Annotated in this window: 17 protein-coding genes; 6 read left to right on the plus strand and 11 right to left on the minus strand. The window is 62.3% G+C overall.

The window, feature by feature from the left end; translation table 11 throughout:
* Positions 1-122: 122 nt before the first annotated feature.
* From ACIPO9_RS06380 to ACIPO9_RS06390, 3 genes are all read right to left on the minus strand, one after another.
* The gene (locus tag ACIPO9_RS06380; protein ID WP_400779452.1) at positions 123-833 is read right to left on the minus strand and encodes an SDR family oxidoreductase; all 711 of its coding nucleotides are present in this window, start codon (positions 831-833) and stop codon (positions 123-125) included.
* Between the two features lie 161 nt (positions 834-994).
* The gene (locus ACIPO9_RS06385; RefSeq protein ID WP_400779454.1) at positions 995-1,411 is read right to left on the minus strand and encodes an SRPBCC family protein; all 417 of its coding nucleotides are present in this window, start codon (positions 1,409-1,411) and stop codon (positions 995-997) included.
* Positions 1,412-1,489: 78 nt separating this feature from the next.
* The gene (locus ACIPO9_RS06390) at positions 1,490-2,494 is read right to left on the minus strand and encodes an aldo/keto reductase (protein WP_400779456.1); all 1,005 of its coding nucleotides are present in this window, start codon (positions 2,492-2,494) and stop codon (positions 1,490-1,492) included.
* Positions 2,495-2,608: 114 nt separating this feature from the next.
* Here ACIPO9_RS06390 and ACIPO9_RS06395 point away from each other — a divergent pair, with 114 nt between their 5' ends.
* Entirely contained in the window at positions 2,609-3,538 is a 930-nt protein-coding gene (locus ACIPO9_RS06395) for a LysR substrate-binding domain-containing protein (protein WP_400779458.1), read from the plus strand.
* Positions 3,539-3,540: 2 nt separating this feature from the next.
* Here the strand turns inward: ACIPO9_RS06395 and ACIPO9_RS06400 are convergent, their stop codons facing one another.
* Positions 3,541-3,840, minus strand: a complete 300-nt coding sequence (locus ACIPO9_RS06400) for a helix-turn-helix transcriptional regulator (protein WP_274131070.1) — start codon at positions 3,838-3,840, stop codon at positions 3,541-3,543.
* Positions 3,841-3,926: 86 nt separating this feature from the next.
* Between ACIPO9_RS06400 and ACIPO9_RS06405 the strand changes: the two genes are divergently transcribed.
* Entirely contained in the window at positions 3,927-5,018 is a 1,092-nt protein-coding gene (locus ACIPO9_RS06405; RefSeq protein ID WP_400779460.1) for an NADH:flavin oxidoreductase/NADH oxidase, read from the plus strand.
* A gap of 100 nt (positions 5,019-5,118) precedes the next feature.
* Here the strand turns inward: ACIPO9_RS06405 and ACIPO9_RS06410 are convergent, their stop codons facing one another.
* Positions 5,119-5,343, minus strand: a complete 225-nt coding sequence (locus tag ACIPO9_RS06410) for a DUF6555 family protein (RefSeq protein ID WP_274131072.1) — start codon at positions 5,341-5,343, stop codon at positions 5,119-5,121.
* 220 nt (positions 5,344-5,563) lie between these two features.
* On the opposite strand from ACIPO9_RS06410, the gene ACIPO9_RS06415 reads away from it, so the two are divergent.
* The 3 genes from ACIPO9_RS06415 to ACIPO9_RS06425 all read left to right on the plus strand — a co-directional run bounded on the left by ACIPO9_RS06415 (position 5,564) and on the right by ACIPO9_RS06425 (position 9,258).
* Positions 5,564-5,944, plus strand: coding sequence for a RidA family protein (locus ACIPO9_RS06415; RefSeq protein WP_400779462.1), 381 nt, complete (start codon positions 5,564-5,566; stop codon positions 5,942-5,944).
* Positions 5,945-6,173: 229 nt separating this feature from the next.
* Entirely contained in the window at positions 6,174-8,168 is a 1,995-nt protein-coding gene (locus tag ACIPO9_RS06420) for a U32 family peptidase (RefSeq protein ID WP_400779464.1), read from the plus strand.
* A gap of 520 nt (positions 8,169-8,688) precedes the next feature.
* Positions 8,689-9,258 carry a GNAT family N-acetyltransferase gene (locus ACIPO9_RS06425; protein WP_400779466.1) on the plus strand — a complete coding sequence of 190 codons (570 nt, stop codon included), beginning with the start codon at positions 8,689-8,691 and terminating at the stop codon, positions 9,256-9,258.
* Positions 9,259-9,298: 40 nt separating this feature from the next.
* Here the strand turns inward: ACIPO9_RS06425 and ACIPO9_RS06430 are convergent, their stop codons facing one another.
* Positions 9,299-9,628 (minus strand): hypothetical protein, encoded by a 330-nt coding sequence (locus ACIPO9_RS06430; protein ID WP_400606624.1) that lies wholly within the window; start codon positions 9,626-9,628, stop codon positions 9,299-9,301.
* A gap of 298 nt (positions 9,629-9,926) precedes the next feature.
* Here ACIPO9_RS06430 and pcsA point away from each other — a divergent pair, with 298 nt between their 5' ends.
* A complete protein-coding gene (gene pcsA / locus ACIPO9_RS06435) occupies positions 9,927-10,646 on the plus strand; it encodes a phosphatidylcholine synthase (RefSeq protein ID WP_274131085.1) in 720 nt (239 codons plus the stop codon).
* Between the two features lie 136 nt (positions 10,647-10,782).
* On the opposite strand, the gene ACIPO9_RS06440 is transcribed toward pcsA, so the two are convergent.
* The 5 genes from ACIPO9_RS06440 to ACIPO9_RS06460 are packed head-to-tail and all read right to left on the minus strand — an operon-like array spanning position 10,783 to position 14,829.
* Complete coding sequence (locus ACIPO9_RS06440; protein ID WP_400779468.1) at positions 10,783-11,061, minus strand: DUF971 domain-containing protein; 279 nt, start codon at positions 11,059-11,061, stop codon at positions 10,783-10,785.
* On the minus strand, positions 11,058-12,020 hold the full coding sequence (locus ACIPO9_RS06445; protein WP_400779860.1) for a HEAT repeat domain-containing protein: 963 nt from the start codon (positions 12,018-12,020) through the stop codon (positions 11,058-11,060). Before ACIPO9_RS06445 ends, ACIPO9_RS06440 begins: the two co-directional genes overlap by 4 nt.
* A 14-nt stretch (positions 12,021-12,034) precedes the next feature.
* The gene (locus ACIPO9_RS06450; RefSeq protein ID WP_400779470.1) at positions 12,035-12,280 is read right to left on the minus strand and encodes a ferredoxin family protein; all 246 of its coding nucleotides are present in this window, start codon (positions 12,278-12,280) and stop codon (positions 12,035-12,037) included.
* A gap of 60 nt (positions 12,281-12,340) precedes the next feature.
* Positions 12,341-14,071 carry a fumarate reductase/succinate dehydrogenase flavoprotein subunit gene (locus ACIPO9_RS06455; RefSeq protein WP_400779472.1) on the minus strand — a complete coding sequence of 577 codons (1,731 nt, stop codon included), beginning with the start codon at positions 14,069-14,071 and terminating at the stop codon, positions 12,341-12,343.
* Complete coding sequence (locus tag ACIPO9_RS06460; protein ID WP_400779474.1) at positions 14,068-14,829, minus strand: GntR family transcriptional regulator; 762 nt, start codon at positions 14,827-14,829, stop codon at positions 14,068-14,070. Before ACIPO9_RS06460 ends, ACIPO9_RS06455 begins: the two co-directional genes overlap by 4 nt.
* Positions 14,830-14,950 lie beyond the last annotated feature (121 nt).

The following is a 14,950-nucleotide window of genomic DNA, read 5'->3' on the forward strand; positions in this document are numbered from 1 at the left end:
CATTTCGTGGGAGCGGGCTTGCCCGCGAATGCTCTGGACCTGACGCATTGACAGCGGCTGACCCACCGCTTTCGCGGGCAAGCCCGCTCCCACAACACCTTGCCCTAAAATTGCTCGGGGTATCAGAACCCGACCGGGTTGAAGTAGAACGCATCGCTCGACGACAGGCTGGCCTTGATCTGGCGGGTGCCTTCGTCGGCCGACACTTCTTCTTCGCCCGCTTCCAGTGCCGCGTAGGTACGTGCAGCCACGTCCTGCGGGCTGGTCTTCTGCACATCGAAATCCTTGACCAAATCGGTGTCGATGAAGCCGACGTGCAGCGCAAGCACCTGGGTCTGATCGGCGCGCAATTGAACCCTCAATGCGTTGGTGAAACCCCAGGCCGCAGCCTTGGATACACCGTAGGCCGCCAGCATCGGCGCGTTGAACCAGGTGATGTTGGACAGCACGTTGATGATCGCGCCGCCACCGTTGCGCTTGAGGATCGGCGCAAACGCCGCGCTGACCCGCACCAGGCCGTACACGTTGGTGTCGATCAGCTCCTTGGACAGCTCGATCATATTCTCGGCCAGCGCGCTCTCCATCACCTTGGCGATGCCGGCGTTGTTGACCAGCAAGGTGGTGTCTGAACACTGCGCTGCTGCGGCCTTGATGGTCGCGTCATCGGTCACGTCCAGCTTGACCGGGATGATACCTGGCACATCGAAGCCTTCCGGGTTGCGCATGCCGGCGTATACCTTCGCTGCTCCCTGGGCGACTGCCAGCTTGGCAAAGGCCAGGCCCAGACCACGACTTGCACCGGTAACGAAAACCACTGATCCATTGATGTTCATGCGATGACCCTCGAAAAATGGCGCTTTGCCGTTTTGGATGATGGTCATCATATTCAGAATTGCCGTGCTGTCAATCGATGCCGGATGAAACTGTTCAGTGGGTAGCTTGAAGGCGTTGCGAACCTTGAGAGCAGCGCGAGCCGCTCTCAAGTACGGGCCGTTTACACAGGGAAATTGGCGCGCATTGCTGCCAGGCCGCCAGTGAAAATGCCTTCGAACAGGGCAATCGCCTCGGCTTCGCTGATACCGGCTGGTGTGAAGTTCGCCGACCAGGTCACTCGCGAAACCTTTGGATCGGCTTGCGGCGCGACGCCCAGAGTTGCTTTATAGCCGGTCACCGCAAACGGCGCCTGGGTGATCGAGTAGCTGTACCAGCGCGCCGAATTATCGAAACCTTCCAGGCGTTCGATGATGACTTCGCCGTCGGCAGTCTCCAGGGTGCGCACCCGCCCGCCTTCGCTCAGTTCGCTCTTTGGAATGAATGGCAGCCAGTCAGGCAGTGAATTGAAGCCACCGATCAGTTGCCACACGGTGTCGGGTGAAGCCGGGATGTCGATGTAGGCTGAGGCTTGGGACATTGGAGTTCTCCAGTGAAATGAATCGATGGGTTCCGGCCGCCGGTTCGTCGAGCAGCGGCCGGTAAATCGCAACAAGGGTTATGCCGGCACCGGCGCGTTGATCGAGATTAGCCCGGCTTCGCGCAGTGCGGTCCAGAAAGCGCCAGGAATCACCGCATTGAGCGCGGCCACATCCTCGGCAATCCGGCCCGGACGGCTGGCGCCCGGAATGACTGCCGCCACGGCGGGGTTGGCCAGCGAGAATTGCAGAGCCGCCGCCTTGATATCAACCCCATGAGCCTGGGCGATGCGCTTGATGTGCTCGACCTTCTCGATGATCTGCGGGCTGGCCTTCTGGTACTCGAAATGCTCGCCACCGGCCAGAATCCCCGAGCTGTACGGGCCGCCCACCACGATGTCGGTGTTGCGGGCCTTCGCTTCGGCCATTACGCGCTGCAACGCGCGTTCGTGGTCCAGCAGCGAATAACGCCCGGCCAGCAGGAAACCATCGGGCTTGGGTTCGTCCAGCCCAAGGGTGAGTTCGATGGGCTCGACCTTGTTCACCCCAAGACCCCAGGCCTTGATGACGCCCTCGTCACGCAGGCGGTCCAGCACGCGGAAGGCCCCGGTGCGCGCCTGTTCGAAGTACTGCAGCCACTGGTCACCGTAGAAGTCCTGGGCGATGTCGTGAATCCAGACGATGTCCAGACGGTCGGTCTTCAAGCGCTTGAGGCTGTCTTCGATGGAGCGCAAGGTGGCGTCGGCACTGTAGTCGTTGACGATCTTGTTGCGCAGGCCATGTTCGAACACGCCGCTTTTCTCGCCCAGGTCGCGGGCGCTGTTGTCCAGTTCGTCGAGGATCACCCGGCCGACCTTGGTGCTGAGCACGTATTCATCGCGCTTGTATTTGTGCAGGGCCTCGCCCAGGCGGATTTCCGAAAGGCCTGCGCCGTAGAACGGTGCGGTGTCGAAGTAACGCACGCCGGCATTCCAGGCGGCATCGACGGTGGCTTCTGCCTCGGCTTCAGGGATGTTGCGGAACATGTTGCCCAGCGGTGCGGTGCCGAATCCGAGGACGCCTGGCAGTTTGTCTTTCAAGCTCATGGCTCTGATCTCCAGTTGAGGGGTCGCTGTTGCGACCGTTGAGCAGATCCTAGATTGCCGCCTCAAGACCGTCCAAGACATAATGAGTCAGACTTAAGACCTAGCGAGCATCACATGATCGATCTCCGCCAACTGCGCTATTTCGTCGTCGCCGCCGAGGAGGAACACGTTGGCCGCGCCGCCGAACGCCTGCACATTTCCCAGTCGCCCTTGAGCCGGCAGATCGCCCAACTGGAAGAACGCCTGGGCCTGAACCTGTTCGAGCGTAGCCAGCAGCGTATCCGCCTGACCAGCGATGGCCGCACCTTTCTCACCGAAGCCCGCAGCCTGCTGACCCACGCCAACCGCCTGGAATCCCTGGGCAAGCGCCTGGGGCGTGGCGAAGAAGGCGGCCTGTGCATCGGTTACATCGAGCACGCCATGCACGCCAACATCCTGCCCAAGGCGTTGAGCACCGTGCGCGCCGACCGCCCGGCCGTGCACGTGGCGCTGTACCTGATGAGTTCGGGCGATCAGCTTGAGGGCTTGCGCCAGCGCAGCCTGGACGTGGCGCTGGTCAGCGAGCCGCCACGGGACGACGACCCGGACCTGCTCTGCCGCCAGTTGCTGGAGGACCCGATGCTGCTGGCATTGCCGGCCAATCATCCGCTGGCGACTAGGGAGCGCCTGACCCCGGCGGACTTGAAGGATGAGGACTGGATCGGGGTGAAATCCAGCCAGGGCAAGGACCAGCACGGCGAATTCGTGGCCGCCTGCATTCGTGCAGGCTTCACCCCGCAGATTCGGCTGGAAGCCGCCGAGCCTTACACTGCGCTGGGGTTGGTGGCGGCCGGGTTGGGAATCACCATGACCCAGAAGAGTCTTGATCAGGCGGCGCACCCGGGTGTGGTGTTCAGGGAATTGCCGTGGCTGACGTTCAGCATGCCGCTGTGGGCGGCCTGGCACCGGGTGAACCTGCGGGCGCTGGTGGAGATCTTCCGGGTGATTCTGACCGGTAAGGATGCGGCGCCGATGGCCGTTGGCAGCGAGACGGTTCCCGGCTGAATTCAGGACTGCCCGAGAATCGCGGCCAACAGCCCCGGAAAGCGGGCGTCGAGTTCCTCTCCCCGCAGCGAGTTCATGTGCGTGGTGCCGACGTTGCGGGTATGCACCAGCCCCGAATCGCGCAGCACGCGGAAATGGTGGGAAACGCTGGACTTGGGGCGTCCGCCGTCCAGTTCGCCACAAGTGGCTTCGGCCACGCCGGCCAGGTGGCGAACGATTTCCAGGCGAACAGGATCGCTCAGCGCGTAGAGAATGCGCTCGAGTTCGAAGCTTTCGGGATCGGGGTGTTTGTAGGCTCGCATGGGTCGGCATGATAGCGAGGGGGTTTTAAAAAAGCCATTGTTCGAATACTATCGAACAATCGTAAATCACACCTTTCGAGGCGACCATGTCGGCACTGTTCGAACCCTTCAAGCTCAAAGACGTCACCCTGCGCAATCGCATTGCCATTCCGCCGATGTGCCAGTACAAGGCCGAAGACGGTCTGATCAACGATTGGCATCACGTTCACCTGGCCGGCATGGCCCGTGGCGGCGCGGGTCTGGTGGTGGTGGAGGCCACCGCCGTGGCACCGGAAGGCCGGATCACTCCGGGCTGCGCCGGCATCTGGAATGACGAGCAGGCCCAGGCATTCGTGCCGGTGGTCAAGGCGATCAAGGCCGCAGGTTCCGTGCCGGGCATCCAGATCGCCCACGCCGGCCGTAAAGCCAGCGCCAACCGCCCCTGGGAAGGCGACGACCATATCGTCGAGTCCGACCCGCGTGGCTGGCAGACCATCGCCCCTTCGGCCATCGCCTTTGGTGCAGGCCTGCCCAAGGTGCCCCAGGCCATGACCCTGGAAGACATCGCCCGGGTTCGTCAGGACTTCGCCGACGCGGCCCGCCGCGCCCGTGACGCCGGTTTCGAATGGATCGAACTGCACTTTGCCCATGGCTACCTGGGCCAGAGCTTCTTCTCCGAACACTCCAACCAGCGCACCGACGCCTACGGCGGCAGCTTCGACAACCGCAGCCGTTTCCTGCTGGAAACCCTGGCCGCCGTGCGTGAAGTGTGGCCGGAGCACCTGCCCCTGACTGCGCGTTTCGGCGTGCTGGAATATGACGGTCGCGACGAGCAGACCCTCACCGAGTCCATCGAGCTGGCGCGCCGCTTCAAGGATGGCGGCCTGGACCTGCTGAGCGTCAGCGTCGGCTTTACCATTCCGGAAACCAACATTCCGTGGGGTCCGGCGTTCATGGGGCCGATTGCCGAGCGCGTCCGCCGCGAAGCCGGATTGCCGGTCACCTCGGCCTGGGGTTTCGGCACGCCGCAGCTGGCGGAGGAGTCGATCAAGTCCGGTCACCTGGACCTGGTGTCCATCGGCCGCGCGCACCTGGCGGACCCGCACTGGCCGTACTTCGCAGCCAAGGAACTGGGCGTGGACAAAGCCTCCTGGACCCTGCCCGCCCCCTACGCGCACTGGCTTGAACGCTACCGTTAAGCGCTACGCACCGGGTCGCTCTGCAATGGGGCGACTTGAGGGCTCATGCCGGGTGTCGAGCCGGGCGGCGATTTGATCGCCGTCCAGCGAGCCTGAGAGCCTACTGCCCCGCCGAACGGTGCCAGCGAATCTGACTGACCCCGGAACGCTCCGCAGCCTCGACCATCGAATGGTAACTGCCCTGCCACTCGCGTCCGCTGGCGCCCATCTCGGCGCCTGAGTGAATCAAGGCGTAATACACCGCATCGTGAGAGCACAGGTTGTCGTCGTGACATTCCAGCGCCCGCTCGTTACCTTCGAACGTGTAAAAAATCGTGAAGCCCATGACACACCTCCATGCCGACGATGATCCTGGCAGAACGGGTCGATCATAGCGCGCACCCAACCGGGCAGAATGACAGGCTGGCTAATTTCACTGGCTTTGCGGGCCAGCCACTGAAATGTCGGGCGAACGGCCTTCGGGAGCAGCGGGCAAGGTTGAAAGCGCGGCGCAGTGCCTTATCATGGCCGGCGGTTTATCGACTCACTTCAAGCAAGAGATGCCTATGTCCAGCGAAAACGTCGTCTTCACTCCCGATCCCGATGCGGATTCCATTTCTTCCGATGTGGCCGGTTTCGGCGGCATTCTGGTCTCGACCCAGGTTCCGACCCGCGCCGATGGCAGCCTTGAACTGGGCGACATCACGCTGCAGAGCGAATGCACCCTGCAAGCGCTGAAAGTGGCGCTGGAGAAAGCGGGCAGCTCGATGGACCGGGTCATGCACCTGACCATCTACCTGACCGACATGGCCGACCGCGCGGCTTTCAATGAGGTCTACAAACGCTTCTTCGCCAAGCCATGGCCGGTACGTGCCGCCGTGGGTGTCGCTTCGCTGGCCGTTGAAGGCATGCGCGTGGAAGTGACGGCGATGGCGGCCAAGGGCTGATCCAGTTCGTCGCTGTTGAGGTAGCCCACACCCGTAGCAGTCCGGCTTGCCGGCGGGGCGATCTTGAGGATGCACCCGATCCCGTAGGAGCGCGCTTGCCCGCGATGGCGTCCTTGAGACCCTCGCCGGCAAGTCGCCGTTTCTCACCACCCGGCAGCCTAAGGATGCCCCCCAGGCATTTCGCCGGTACAATGCGCGGCTTGACCGTGACGATCCTGACTAAAAAAACATGTCCCTACCCAAGCATCACCTGGAATTGCTCAGCCCTGCGCGCGATGTAAGCATTGCTCGCGAGGCCATCCTGCATGGCGCCGACGCCATCTACATCGGCGGCCCAAGCTTCGGCGCACGCCATAACGCTGCCAACGAAGTCAGCGAGATCGCCGACCTGGTGGAGTTCGCCCGTCGCTACCATGCTCGGGTATTCACCACGATCAACACCATCCTGCACGACAACGAACTGGAGCCGGCGCGCAAGCTGATCCACCAGTTGTACGACGCAGGCGTCGACGCGCTGATCGTCCAGGACCTGGGCGTCATGGAACTGGACATCCCGCCGATCGAGCTGCATGCCAGCACCCAGACCGACATCCGCACCCTGGAACGGGCCAAGTTCCTCGATCAGGCAGGCTTCTCCCAGCTGGTGCTGGCCCGTGAGCTGAACCTGCAGGAAATCCGCGCCATCGCCGACGAGACCGATGCAGCCATCGAGTTCTTCATCCACGGTGCGCTGTGCGTGGCCTTCTCCGGTCAGTGCAACATTTCCCACGCCCAGACCGGCCGCAGCGCCAACCGTGGCGACTGCTCCCAGGCCTGCCGCCTGCCCTACACGTTGAAAGACGATCAAGGCCGCGTCGTGGCGTTCGAGAAACACCTGCTGTCGATGAAGGACAACAACCAGAGCGCCAACATTCGCGCCCTGGTGGAAGCCGGCGTCCGCTCGTTCAAGATCGAGGGGCGTTACAAGGACATGGGCTACGTGAAGAACATCACGGCCTACTACCGCCAGCGCCTGGACGACGTGCTCGAAGACCGCCCGGACCTGGCCCGCGCTTCCAGCGGCCGTACTGCGCATTTCTTCGTGCCGGACCCCGAAAAGACTTTCCACCGTGGCAGCACCGATTACTTCGTCACCGACCGCAAGATCGACATCGGCGCCTTCGACACCCCGACCTTCACCGGCCTGCCGGTGGGTGTGGTGGAGAAAGTCGGCAAGCGCGACCTGCACGTGGTGACCCATGAGCCGCTGTCCAACGGTGACGGCCTCAATGTGCAAATCAAGCGCGAAGTCGTGGGTTTCCGCGCCAATATCGCCGAAGCCAAGGGCGAGTTCGAGGAAGATGGCGAGAAACGCTATCGCTATCGCGTCGAGCCCAACGAGATGCCGGCCGACCTGTACAAGGTGCGCCCGAACCATCCACTGAGCCGCAACTTGGACCACAACTGGCAACAGGCGCTGCTCAAGACCTCCGCCGAACGCCGTATCGGTCTGACCTGGCAGGCCACCCTGCGCGAAGAGCGCCTTGAGCTGGTGGCAACCAGTGAAGAAGGCATCAGTGCCAGCGTTGCCCTGGATGGCCCTTTTGGTCCGGCCAACAAGCCTGAACAGGCCCTTGAGCAATTGCGCGACCTGCTGGGTCAACTGGGCACCACCCAGTACCACGCCACTGACGTGAAGCTGGACGCCCCGCAGGCGTTCTTCATTCCGAACTCGCAACTCAAGGCCTTGCGCCGCGAGGTGATCGAGGCGCTGACGGCCGCCCGCGTCGCGGCCCATCCGCGTGGCTCCCGCAAGGCCGAGACCAGCCCGCCGCCGGTGTACCCTGAGTCGCACCTGTCGTTCCTGGCCAACGTGTACAACCAGAAAGCGCGGGATTTCTATCACCGCCATGGCGTGCAGTTGATCGACGCCGCCTACGAGGCCCACGAGGAACCGGGCGAAGTGCCGGTGATGATCACCAAGCACTGCCTGCGCTTCTCGTTCAACCTGTGCCCGAAACAGGCCAAGGGCGTCACCGGCGTGCGCACCAAGGTTGCGCCGATGCAACTGGTGCATGGCGATGAAGTCTTGACCCTCAAGTTCGATTGCAAGCCGTGCGAGATGCACATCATCGGCAAGATGAAAGGCCACATCCTGCACTCGCCGCAACCGGGCAGCGCACCGGTGGTGGGCCACATCAGCCCGGCGGATTTGCTCAAGACCATCCCCCGCGCTCCGCATTGATGGGCTGACCTCTACGTAGCAGCCGGGCTTGCCCGCGGGACGATCTTGAGGACGCCCCCGCCGGCAAGCCGTGCTGCTACGGGGTTGGGGGCGTTCTCAAGGTCATCTGCGCACCGCTTCCCGTAGGAGCGCGCTTGCCCGCGATGGCGTTACACCTGACACCTCGATGATGCCTGCCACACCGCCGTCGCGGGCAAGCGTGCACCTACGTATGCACGGCCGGGATCCGGTTGTGCATATCCGACCTGCAATTTCCCCTTCGTGACCTCCCGCAACCGCCGTTTCGCGTGCGCCATGACCTCGATCCTGTGGACGTCGAACGAAGCTTGATTGTCGGCGCAACACGCAGCCCGGACGTGCCTGAATTCGACCTGTAATTGTTCGCACGGCCTGCAAACCTCTCGCTTGTGACCCATAGCGACGACGGCTGGCCTGATTGCGACCCGCCCTCGCCCGGCGTTGGCGGCGCCTGGAATTTCCACGCTATAACAGGCCCCCGTTTGCTACTGGAGCCTTGTCCATGACTGTCGAGTTTCGTCCGGCCACACGTTGGGACGCGCGGGAGATTGCCCGCCTGTTTCAGATCACTTCCGAAGGTGCCTCCGATTACATCTGGAGCCAACTGGCCGAACCAGGTGAGGAATTGCTCGACGTCGGCGCCCGGCGTTATGCCCGTGAGGACGTGGATTTTTCCTTCCAGAATTGCCTGATTGCCGAATCCGAAGGGCTGGTGATCGGCATGATGCACAGCTACGCCATGCGCGAGGACCCTGAACCTGTAGCGGTCACCGACCCGGTGTTGGCGCCTTATGCCGATATGGAGGTGCCGGATACGCTGTACATCTCAAGCCTGGCCTTGCACGAGGGCTGGCGCAACAAGGGCCTGGGCCTCGGGTTTCTCGAACGTGCGCAACTTCGCGCCGATAGCATGGGGCTTAAAGGATTGAGCCTGATCGATTACGCCGCCAACACCGGTGCTCGACGGTTTTATGAGCGACACGGTTTTTCAGTGATCAAGACGTGCCAGATCACGCCGCACCCGATGATTCGGGTCACGGGCGAGGCATATTTGATGCAGCGGCTTAGCTGATGTACCCCATTCTTGTAGCAGCCCGGCTGCCACGGGGCGGTCATCGGCGGGCCAATTCGTGGCGGGTGCACCCTTCGTAATACACCTGCCGCACGCTGTCCGGGCGCATACGCGAGGGGCTGTCGTAGGTCTGTTCGGTGATGCCCAGCGCACTCATGCGCATCCATTGCTGGGGAAAATGCCGGGCCTGAAGCTTCTTGCGCGCGCCGTACAGGGTCAGCCCTGACAACTTGTATTGCTGCGCCGTGCCGGCAATCCCGGCGCCCCAACTGCAAAGGTCGTGTTCGTTCTTGCTCAAGTCCCGCGCAAACGTGAAGGATGAAGTACCGGCCACCGCACAGAACACCAACACAACCTTGATAGTTTGCATGCAGATCCTTGCCTAACTGATTGATAGGCCGAGGATTGTGCATAGATTGATTTGCCCCGGGGGCCAGCATAGTGCCGCCTTTGCCGATCAGGCGACCAACGGCACCTGCGCTCGGGAAAAACCTGCACACCAAGGTGACAATTTGGCAACCAAAGCCCGCGCCGCCTGCTACCGTGTAGAAGTTGGTGGTGAACCTTATCGCTCATGAACCTGTCGATAGTTGCACCTCTGGCCAGGTCTGTCGGCACCCTTATGCGACGGGCCCGTCAGGTTGGCCATATCTTCTGAAGGACCGTCCATGATTCCAATTCAACGCATCGCCTGGCTCAAGGCATGGGGCGCCCATGGCTTCACGGCCACCGGCGTCGTGCTCGCTTTCCTGGCCACCATCGCCCTGCTCGACAACCAGCCCAAGGCCTGCCTGCTGTGGTTGGGCATCGCGCTGATCGTGGACGGCGTGGACGGGTCGCTGGCGCGCAAGGTCAATGTGCAGTCGGTGCTCCCCAATTTCGACGGTTCGGTACTGGACCTGGTGATCGACTACCTCACCTACGTGTTCATCCCGGCGCTGTTCATGTATCGGTACATTCCGGTGCCGGATTACACCTTGTTGCTCAGTGTGTCGATCATTCTGGTGTCGTCGCTGTTCTGTTTCTGCAACGTGGAAATGAAGAGCAAGGACAACTATTTCCAGGGTTTTCCCGCGGCCTGGAACGTTGTCGTATTGTGTGTCTACATCCTGTCGCCGGCGCCGTGGCTGACGTTCATCACCGTGATTTGCCTGGCGCTGCTGACCGTCACCCGGATGAAATTCCTGCACCCGTTCCGCGTGCGTCGCTTCATGCCGATCAACATTGCCGTGACCAGCATCTGGTTCCTGTGCAGTTTCCTGCTGGTGCTCAATCACCCATATAACGGCTCGGTGGTGCTCTGGGTGTGGCTGGCGATGTCAGCGTACTTCCTGGGGATCTGCATCTGGCGCACCTCGCTTGAATGGATCGATAAAGCGCGCTTCTGAGACATCACCTGACCTGTAGGAGTGAGCTTGCTCGCGGTCGCTGTCGGTTTGACACCACGATGGTGAATTTCAAATCGCAATCGCGAGCAAGCTCACTCCTACAATGATTGTGCGAACATGACATTCCGCGTTACGGCTAGATTCCCGCCAGATACTCCCACGGATAAATCCCCCGCTGGTGCCCGTCGCTGAATACAAGCTGCAGGCCGTAGCCCTGGGGATGCATACCCACTACCCGAACCGACCCGGCCACCACCGGATTCATCCCGCGCAACCGGAACGCCCGGCATTGCGAGCACGGGCATTGCTTGCGCAGGAGCACGTGGTCGATGTGCTGCTCGCTGCCGTCCTGCCAGTTCAGGCGCAGAGTCTGTCGCTCCCGGGAGTTACCGATAGCGACCGGCACCGCGCTCATTGCAACTGCCCCAGCGCAATGCGCACCGCCTTACGCACTTCCGGGTCGGCGTCGTGCTCCAGTTGCAGCAATGCGGGACGGGCAGCCTTGTCCGCCAGTTCGCCCAACGCCAGCGCCGCTTCCTTGCGCAGGTTGCTGATGCTGTGATTCAGCGCCTCGATCAACGGGCCCAATGCTTCGGGATGGCGTAAGCGCCCCAGGCTGCGAGCGGCACGCAGGCGCACCTGCCAGTATTCATCATTGAGCGCGGCAATCAGGGCCCCGGCGGCTTGCTGTTGCCCGACCTTGCCCAGGGTCGTGGCGGCCTCTTCGCGCACCTGCCAGATGTCATCCTGCAACGCCTTGCACAACGCCGGCAGCACGCGCGTATCGTTGGCCAGGCCCAGGGCGCCGGTGGCAGCGCGGCGTACCTCGCTGTCCGGGTCGTGGCTGGCCAATGTCGCCAGCGCCTCCAGGGCATCGGTCTTCTTCAGCCATCCCAGCACACCCACAGCTTCACGCCGAACCTCGGCGTGTTTGTCATCCAGGGCATTCAGTGCAGCGGCTGCGGCTTCGTCCAGGCGCAATTCGCGCAAGGCGCGAAAAGCAGCCACTCGCACGCTGAGGTCCGGATGGGTCGTCCACGGCAAGATCACCCTGCCCGCCTCTTGCGTCTTGAGCACGCTCAGGCTTTGCGCAGCCGCCTCCCGCACCGACGTCTGAGGGTCGGTCAAGGCCTCGCACAAGGCTTGCACGACTTCGCGCTCCTCCCAGGCTTCCAGCAGCGCGGCCGCCTGGGCGCGCACCGTCTCGGCCGTGTCATGGGCCAGGCGGTCGATCAGGCAGGGCAGTCCATCCGGTTCTTCGAGATCGGCCAGTTCGATCAGGGCAATGCGGCGCACACCCGGGTCGGGGTCTTGCAGGCGCGGTTGCAGGGCCAGGATGTCCGGATGGTCGATATCGTCAAAGTTACAGGTCAGGTCAGTCATGTTCTTCAACTCAGCAGATACGGGATCTCGACCTTCACCGCACCGGTGGGGCAGTCTTTCTCGCAGGGCATGCAGTACCAGCATTCGTCGAAGGCCATGTAGGCTTTCTGCGTTGCCGGGTTGATGGCCAGGAGGTCCATCGGGCACACGTCGACACAGACCGTGCAGCCTTTTTCGGCGATGCACTTGTCTTCGTCGATGGTCACCGGGGCGTTGGAGCGGAAGATCACTTCCTGGGGCTGGTAGGCCATTTCACGGCATCCTTGGCGCGTATCGCGCTCTGTCTTTGAACGGGCGGTGTGGCGAATGGGTCAAGCAGCGTCGGCGCCTACGCGCAGGCGGTCATAGGCCTGCATTTCATCGGCATCCAGCGCCACGATGTAGGGCTCGACCGGCTTCTTGAAGCTTTCCATGCGTCCGTCTTCACCCTTTTTCAGGTGGCAATGGCAGAACCAATCACGGTCGTTGCGCAGCGGGTGATCGACCCGGTGGTGATACAGACCCCAGCGGCTCTCGGCTCGATACAACGAAGCCCTGGCGGCCATTTCCGCGCAGTCGCGAATCACGCTGACTTCCATCGCCCGCATCAGCTCATGGGGGTTGTTGGCCTTGAGCTGGTCCAGGTCGTGCTCGATCTGCGCAAAACGCTCCAGGCCCAGTTGCATCTTCCTGGTCACCTTGGGCGGTTGCAGGTAGTCGTTGACGAAGCGGCGCAGCTTGTACTCGACCTGAGCAGGCGGCAGCCCGTGCTCGCGATCCAGCGGCGCATAGACCCGTGCCTGCTCGCGTTCGATCTGCTGCGCATCCAGAGTGGTAAAGGCTCGCTCGGCGACGTAATCGGCCGCGTTGTTGCCGGCAAACCAGCCATAGGTAAAGGCGCCCAGCATGTAGTTATGGGGCACGGCGGCCATGTCGCCTGCCGAATACAGACCTTTGACGGACGTCTCTGCCCGCTCGTTGACCCACACCCCGGACGCCGAGTGACCGCTGCAAAAGCCGATTTCCGAGATGTGCATTTCCACCATCTGGCTGCGGTAATCGGTGCCGCGATTGGCGTGGAACTGGCCACGGCTGGGGCGTTCGTTGCTGTGCAGGATCTGCTCGATGTTCTGGATGGTTTCTTCGGCCAGGTGATCGAGCTTGAGGAACACCGGGCCGTTGCCGCTTTCCAGTTCCTGATGAAACTCCCACATCATCTGCCCGCTCCAGTAGTCGCACTCGATGAAGCGTTCGCCCTTGTTATTGGCGGTGTAGCCACCCAGCGGGCCGGTGACGTAGGCGCAGGCCGGGCCGTTGTAATCCTTGATCAGCGGGTTGATCTGGAAGCACTCCAGGTTCGCCAGCTCCGCGCCCGCGTGGTAGGCCATGGCGTAGCCGTCCCCGGCGTTGGTGGGGTTCTCGTAGGTGCCCATCAGGTAGCCCGACGCCGGCAGGCCCAGGCGCCCCGCCGCACCACAGGCCAGGATGACTGCCTTGGCTTTAATGACATGGAAATCCGCCGTTCGGCAATCGAAGCCCATCACCCCGTTGACCGCGCCCTCGGCGTCGGTCAACAGCCGGGTGCAGACCACGCGATTGGTGATGCTCACCCGGGCCCGCTTCAACTGGCGATAGAGCACTTTCTTGATGTCGTGGCCTTCGGGCATCGGCAGCACGTAGGCGCCCATGTGGTGGACCTTCTTCACCGCGTAGTCGCCGGTTTCGTCCTTCTCGAATCTCACACCCCAGCGGTCCAGTTGCTCGATGGTCTCGAAGCTGTGGGTCGCGTAGGCATGCACCGCCGCCTGGTTGACGATGCCGTCGTTGGCGATGGTGATTTCCTTGGTGTACTGCTCAGGCGTGGCATGGCCGGGAATCACGGCGTTGTTCAGGCCGTCCATGCCCATGCTGATCGCACCGCTGCGCTTGACGTTGGCCTTGTCGATCAGCAACACCCGCAGTTCGCGGTTGCGCTCCTTGGCCTTGATCGCGGCCATGGGGCCGGCGGTGCCTCCACCGATTACAACGATGTCGTATTCCTGTTCAAGGGTCTGGCGCGTCATGACTGGGCCTCTCGCTGACGGTCGATCCGCAGGCGGTACTGGAATGCATCGCCGCGGTAGTAAAGATGTTCGAAATCAACGGGCGCGCCGTCTGCGGTGTGGGTCAGGCGTTCGATGCGCATGATTGGCGAACCAGCCTCGACGTTCAGTGCACCGGTCAGGTCCTCGTCGGCCAGCACTGCGTCGATGGCAAGGTCCGCATGCCCCAGGGACAGGCCGCAGTCGTTTTCCAGGATCAGAAAGATGTCGCGGGTGACAAGATCGGCATTCTCCAGCCGCTCGCCCAGGTGTTTGGGCAGCCAGGTCACTTCCAGCGACACTGGCTCGCGATTGATCAGCCGCACCCGCTTGATCTGCGCCACCGTCTCTCCCACTTCCAGGTTCAGGCGCTCGGCGACGAGCTTGTCGGCGGGCACGAAACGCAGGCTGCGCAAACGGTTGATGACCTCATAACCGCGCCCGGTCATGGATTCGGCCAGGCCTTGCAGGGTGCTGACGTTCTGGAACGCCTTGGGTTTGGAGACGAAGGTGCCTTTGCCGTGAATCTTGAAGATCAGCCCTTCCTTCTGCAGATCACCCAGCGCCTGGCGCACGGTAATGCGGCTGACCTTGAACACCGCCCCCAACTCGCTTTCCGAGGGCATCTGGCTGTTGGGCAGGTACTCGCCATCCAGGATGCGGGCGCGTAGCAGATCGCGCAGTTGGGTGTGCAAGGGCACGCTGGAAAGCGGTGAAAGGGTCTTGGCGGCGTCGGTCATGGCGATCACTTGTTATAACGAGTTATGACGTGATGTTATGAACCTAAGAGCCGCTTGTGAAATACCGTTTGTTTATAAGGTAAGTGCGCTCGAGCCAATCTTTGTGATGGGCACACCAAAG

It is taken from the genome of Pseudomonas sp. NPDC090203 (assembly GCF_044746765.1).
Lineage (GTDB): Bacteria > Pseudomonadota > Gammaproteobacteria > Pseudomonadales > Pseudomonadaceae > Aquipseudomonas > Aquipseudomonas putida_AD.